Here is a 5,574-nt window from a genome sequence, read left to right on the forward strand (position 1 = left end):
TCAAACACGGATAGACCGTCCTCATCAGACGGCTATCCGTTTCTTATTCCGCATAACCACAAAAAAAACGCAAAAACATTACGGCAAACATCTGAATTCAAAAAAATCAGCAAATAAGGTTTATTCTACTGTATTTCCCCTCTCTCCTCCACAAACTCCACCAAACACATATCCTCCACAGCTATCCTAGTCTTGTCCATAAAAACAAGCTCATTAGTATAGCTGTCATAAATTCTCACTATGCCTGTCTTGGTCTGATAACTGCCACCACTTTTTCTCTTATCGGGGACAAAATATGTCACCCTTATCTCAGGGCGTTCATCAAGCATATCAAGCAGGCGGTTGAGATCGTCATTGAGCTTGTTTACCTCGTCCTCGGTCAGCTCCTCCCTGATTTCGGTGTATCTTGCGGTTTCATCAACAGCAGCGTCATAGCCTGTCAAAGCTGCAAAAGGGCTGAACTGCGCTGCCCTGTCTGATATAGACATTTGCGGATGGTCGTCATAGTGCGGACGTGAAAACTGCTTTATATCATAATAATTGTCGTACATTGTAAGCCCCACCTTTCATGCCTTGTGACCGCCTATACTGCGGTTGCGCTCTCTTGCCGTAGCTCCCTCGGTATAGTTCGTGCCTTTTAAAATGGCATTTTTCCCATATTTGTGCTTTATCAAGAGCATTGCTTCCTGCAATGCCCTTTCTTTTTCTTCTGCGTTGTTATCAGCATTTGCCGCTTCCGCCATATCAAACAAGCTTATCTGCTCATAGCTCTCAACTTCGGGGATATCCTCTTCTCTTATGACATTACAGGCGGTCAGATTAAGCCGTCTTGCAAGCAAAGTCTTGTCGATGATCCTGTCAAAAAGAGCCATGGTTGCGTCTATTATTTTTCTGGTCGAGGAAGTGTGCCTGCCTAGATTTTGAGTGCCATGGGCGTGCTTTGGTATCTTCCTGCCATAGTGGTCGCAAACCACCTCGCCCGTATAGTGACCGTCCGCCAAGCTTTCTTTATCATACCCCACAGTGAGAACGATCTGATTTGTCACAACGCCCTTATCCACAAGATCAAGGGACAGCATATCCGCCATTTCCCACAGAATAAGCCTTGTGCGCTCATAATTACACGGCTCTTGCAAGACCTGCCCAGAGGAAATGCTGTTGTTTGAGGGGCGGTATGACTTCACGTCAGGTATGGCGGTAGGCTCGATACCCCATGCGTGGTCGATAAGAAGCTCGGTATTTTTGCCGAAAACCTTGTAAAGCTTCCCTATAAGATAATGGTCCAGCGACCAGCGTGAGATATCCCCCATGGTGTAAATACCAAGCTTTTCAAGGCGGCTTGCTGTGCCTGCGCCCACACGCCAAAAGTCCGTGATAGGGGTATGCCCCCACAGCGTTTCTTTGTAAAGCTGTTCGTTCAGCTCTGCGATACGGACGCCGTTTTTATCCGCAGGGATATGCTTTGCCACAATATCCATTGCCACCTTGCACAGATACATATTCGTTCCAACGCCTGCTGTGGCGGTTATACCTGTAGTTTTCAGCACGTCCAAAATGAGCATTTGTGCAAAGCCACGTCCGTCAACGTTATAAAGCCCGAGATAGCCCGTTGCGTCAATAAAGACCTCGTCGATAGAATAGGCGAAAATATCCTCTGGTGACACATATTTCAGATAAATCCCGTATATTTTTGCGCTCACAGCCAAATATTTCGCCATTTGCGGAGTTGCCACGATATAATCAAGCTCGCAGGCAGGGTCGGATAGCTCCGAATAGATATAGCTTTTCTTTGCAAACTGTCTTTTAGGAGCTTTCTGCAAACGCTCCTTATTGACCTGCTCCACACGCTGAATGACCTCAAAAAGCCTTGCCCTGCCTGAAATACCAAAGCTTTTCAGTGACGGTGACACTGCAAGACATATAGTTTTCTCCGTTCGGCTCTCATCAGCCACCACGAGATTTGTATTCAGCGGGTCAAGCTGTCTTTCCACGCACTCCACCGAAGCATAAAAAGATTTCAGGTCTATTGCAACATAGGTCTTTTCCATAGCATCACCGCCTTTTTCCTTTATGTATAATAGTATACCACGAAACTTTATGTTTTACAATAGAAAATCGAACAAAAGTTCTGAATTTTTAATTAACTCTTTTCATGGCAGTTGACAAAGTAAAAAAACGTCCCCGAGGAAAACTTGGGGACGTTAGTGTTATATTGGGTTTTAAGACGGCATACAATAGTCTACCAAGCTTCACTGTCATAAGGCTCAATAGGAATATTGTAATTCTCTGTTACCTTATAATACTTATCAGTGTCAGTGTCTACCATAAGAACATTTATATCTCCTGTGCTGAGCACATCTCCGTCAATGTAGTAGTGACTCGCTCCGTCATAGTAGATATCGTTAAATCTGCGATCGCCTGAAATCGTGTTGGTATGGACATGCCCTGCCACCACCTTTTTGTCAAGTCCGTGTATCTTGCCAAGCCTGTGGGGATACTGCTCTGTAAAAATATAATCCTCGGTGCAGTATTCCCAAGCATTGCCCGAATCCTCGTCAATGCCTGCGTGGACAAAGATAGTGTTGCCCTCAACGTGATATCTCGGCAGACGTTCAAACCAATATCTATACGAGTCATCAGCGTCATCATATTCGCCGCTGCCAAGCATTTCATTCACCGAAGAAAAACCGCTCATCACCATTTCCTCGTGATTGCCAAGAAGCGCCACCACCTTGTTATGGCCATATGTATTCTGCAAGCCCATAATCTTTTTAAGCACAGCTATATTGTCCTCGCCGCCGTGGATATAATCTCCCAGAAAGATAAGCTTTATGTCAGGCTCGTCAAGGTGGTCAATGACAAGCTCCAAAGCGTCGCAAAGTGCTGAATAACAGCCGTGGATATCACTCATGCAGTATATTTTCATGCTTTTCTCCTTTTGTATCATTAGTTTGGTCGTATTTAGCTATCAGTTTTTCCATGTCCTCAGATCTTGTTTTGACCTTACGCATAACTAGGTCGAGCATTTTTTCAGGTTTTCAAGCTTATCTTTTATATTTTCCTTTTCTGCCATAGTTTGCCCTCCTATAACAATTATCTCTATAATTATATTGTATCACAGGGAATATATCCCTGTCAATCAGCTATGCCACACGAATTATAGTATTTGAAATTATCTTGAAAAAAATATCTCCTTTCTCGCTTGTTTCAGGGGTGATACTGTTATACACAAAGGCTGAAACACAGCCGTCTATGCCGTCGCCTTTCATATCAAGGCACTCACGCTCGGCTTTCCAATCGTTTTTGTTAGGATAAACGCCCCCGCACATACACAATCTGTCAAGCTTTCTGCCGTCCGTCCTGTTGTAGGCCTCTACTCTCCACTTTCTTGCGTCAGCGTCACAGTACATAGAATAATCATCATATATCACCGTCTTTTTGCCCTCCTCGATCATGATGACCTGTGTACCCTTTCTTTGCTCGTCAAATGGCGGAATGTTATCTGACAATGCCATTCTCTCAATGACCTCTGTGTTAAAAATCTTTGTGTTCTTTTTCATAGCCTTACCTCCGTATCAACTCTGTCTTGACCTTATGTGCTTATTATAGCACCTTTAAGGTTCTGTTTACTGTTCCAAAATGGTCTGTGGTGTGTTTTTTGATTTTATTCCCTTTTCAAGCTTCTATATATATTATAGCACCCACTTAGTACAGTTTACCGAACCAATTCGGCACAATTATGATATATTCTTTTTTCCTTATATTTTTTTGCGAGATATTTGATAGTGTATTTCTCATACAATAAACTTTTTTTGCACCTTGTTTTTGCTACAGAAAAATGATATAATAAAAGCAAAAAAAATCGACAAGAAGTGGGGATCAGTTATGATGATAATAAGAGTCATTGTTGCAGGATAGAAAAAATAGTTTGCCAAAATAAATATGACATTTGAATTTTTGAAGCCACGTATTTCAGCGTTGATAATCTAAGACTTGATAATTCAGCTTGAAATTGAATGTACTGAAATTGCAAGAGAATGTGATTTATGAAAAGAGGTCAAGTGCAGTGCCAAACATATGGTACAAAAACAAAGAAACCGATACTATTTGGTGGAAAGATGACCCTACAGTTATCGGAGTGTGGATATTTAGCTTTGACAAAACCACTGAATTTAATATGTTCCATGATTATCCTTATAAATTAACAAAAGAGCAGAAACAGATTTTTGATAAAGAAAATCCCCAATGGGCGGATTTCTTTAAGGATAGAAAATAGCAGATACAAGGTATTCATTTTGTAATTAGATAAATCTCTGATGTACAATATAATAAAAAAAAGCCCACAGACCCGATCACATTGATCGCATCTGTGGACTTTTGAAATTTTACCACACATCGTATATCTTAGCTTTTTCCTCGTTGAAATCATCAGGAAGCGTTCCGATATCCCAGCCGGAATTGGTAGTTTCTATGTAAAGATAATGGCTTCCATTGTAATCATAGTACGTGCCGGGGGCATCGTCTGTCGCCTTTACTCCTATTGCAACGTGTTCAGGAAGCTCGATAAAAATGCAGCCATAGCCAAGCTCTTTGAGCAAAGCTCCCAAAAGTATGGACGAGTCCTCACAATCACCGCACTGGTCATAAAGCGTTTCCAGAGGATATTTAGGAAAATCAGTATATCCCGTTGAGGTCATGTCGTCAACATACTCTATGCTCTGCACGAAATTTGCAGTTTCTCTTATAGTCTCAGATTCGCCATAACCGCATTGGTCGCAAAGGCTTTTTATTTCATCTGCAAGCTGTTTTACGAGCTTATGATTATTGTCGTCACTTACATAGTTATGATAATCTTTCACATATGAGTATCTCAAAAGACTATGATAATATTCATACATATCGTCCTGAATATTCATTGATATTTCAAAGGTATATCGTTTGTCATAGCTCGTCCAGTTAAAAGTCCTTTTCGACCATGTGGGGTCTGCAGGCTGAACATAGTCAGGCTTTCGGTCGTCACGAGGCTCATATCCGTCCTCATCAGTGACTATGGGTGTTTGCTGAGTAACTGCGGTAGTGGTCTGCTGTGTTGTTGTGGTGTATGTGTCGTATGTATTCAATCCCGGTCTTTTCTCTGGATACAGAAATTCATCAATTGTATTGCTAAATGCAAAATATACGCCCACTGCCACACAAATAGTAATAAGTATTTTCTTCATATGTTTGTCCTGGTTTTAGTTGGTTTACGGCTTTTGTCATATATACATTATACTACAAGACGGTATAAAATACAATACTATTAGATATACTTTACTAATTTGTTCTTATTTTTGCTATGGTTTGATATTTAGCTAAATAGTTGATATTTGTGGGGCAGTGGATTTCATTCTCACCTTTCGTGAATTTCTGTTATATTCATAGCATCTGACCTAGCGGAACATTTTTTGTGACAATGAAGATCTATGCCATTGTCGATAGAGTCCCTTATGGCTAGTTTGTGTATGAAAAAAGCACCCGTTAAGGTGCTTGGTTCCGATGTTTGGGTATAAAAATACCGCCCGACCTTAGTCAAGC

General features: G+C 41.4%; 6 protein-coding genes. 1 reads left to right on the forward strand and 5 read right to left on the reverse strand.

Features of this window, described 5'->3' with window-relative positions; genetic code table 11:
* Positions 1-125: 125 nt before the first annotated feature.
* The 4 genes from QVO88_RS01765 to QVO88_RS01780 all read right to left on the reverse strand — a co-directional run bounded on the left by QVO88_RS01765 (position 126) and on the right by QVO88_RS01780 (position 3,560).
* A complete protein-coding gene (locus tag QVO88_RS01765) occupies positions 126-551 on the reverse strand; it encodes a hypothetical protein (RefSeq protein ID WP_022286814.1) in 426 nt (141 codons plus the stop codon).
* A gap of 15 nt (positions 552-566) precedes the next feature.
* Positions 567-2,048: an impB/MucB/SamB family protein gene (locus tag QVO88_RS01770; RefSeq protein WP_022286815.1), complete on the reverse strand. Its 1,482-nt coding sequence runs from the start codon at positions 2,046-2,048 to the stop codon at positions 567-569.
* 191 nt (positions 2,049-2,239) lie between these two features.
* The gene (locus tag QVO88_RS01775) at positions 2,240-2,926 is read right to left on the reverse strand and encodes a metallophosphoesterase (RefSeq protein WP_022286816.1); all 687 of its coding nucleotides are present in this window, start codon (positions 2,924-2,926) and stop codon (positions 2,240-2,242) included.
* A gap of 217 nt (positions 2,927-3,143) precedes the next feature.
* The gene (locus QVO88_RS01780) at positions 3,144-3,560 is read right to left on the reverse strand and encodes a hypothetical protein (protein WP_022286817.1); all 417 of its coding nucleotides are present in this window, start codon (positions 3,558-3,560) and stop codon (positions 3,144-3,146) included.
* Positions 3,561-4,066: 506 nt separating this feature from the next.
* Here QVO88_RS01780 and QVO88_RS01785 point away from each other — a divergent pair.
* Complete coding sequence (locus QVO88_RS01785; protein ID WP_022286818.1) at positions 4,067-4,276, forward strand: hypothetical protein; 210 nt, start codon at positions 4,067-4,069, stop codon at positions 4,274-4,276.
* Between the two features lie 109 nt (positions 4,277-4,385).
* Here the strand turns inward: QVO88_RS01785 and QVO88_RS01790 are convergent, their stop codons facing one another.
* Positions 4,386-5,219: a hypothetical protein gene (locus tag QVO88_RS01790; RefSeq protein ID WP_022286819.1), complete on the reverse strand. Its 834-nt coding sequence runs from the start codon at positions 5,217-5,219 to the stop codon at positions 4,386-4,388.
* Positions 5,220-5,574 lie beyond the last annotated feature (355 nt).

Source organism: Ruminococcus sp. CAG:57 (genome assembly GCF_000435935.1).
Classification (GTDB): domain Bacteria; phylum Bacillota; class Clostridia; order Oscillospirales; family Ruminococcaceae; genus Hominimerdicola; species Hominimerdicola aceti.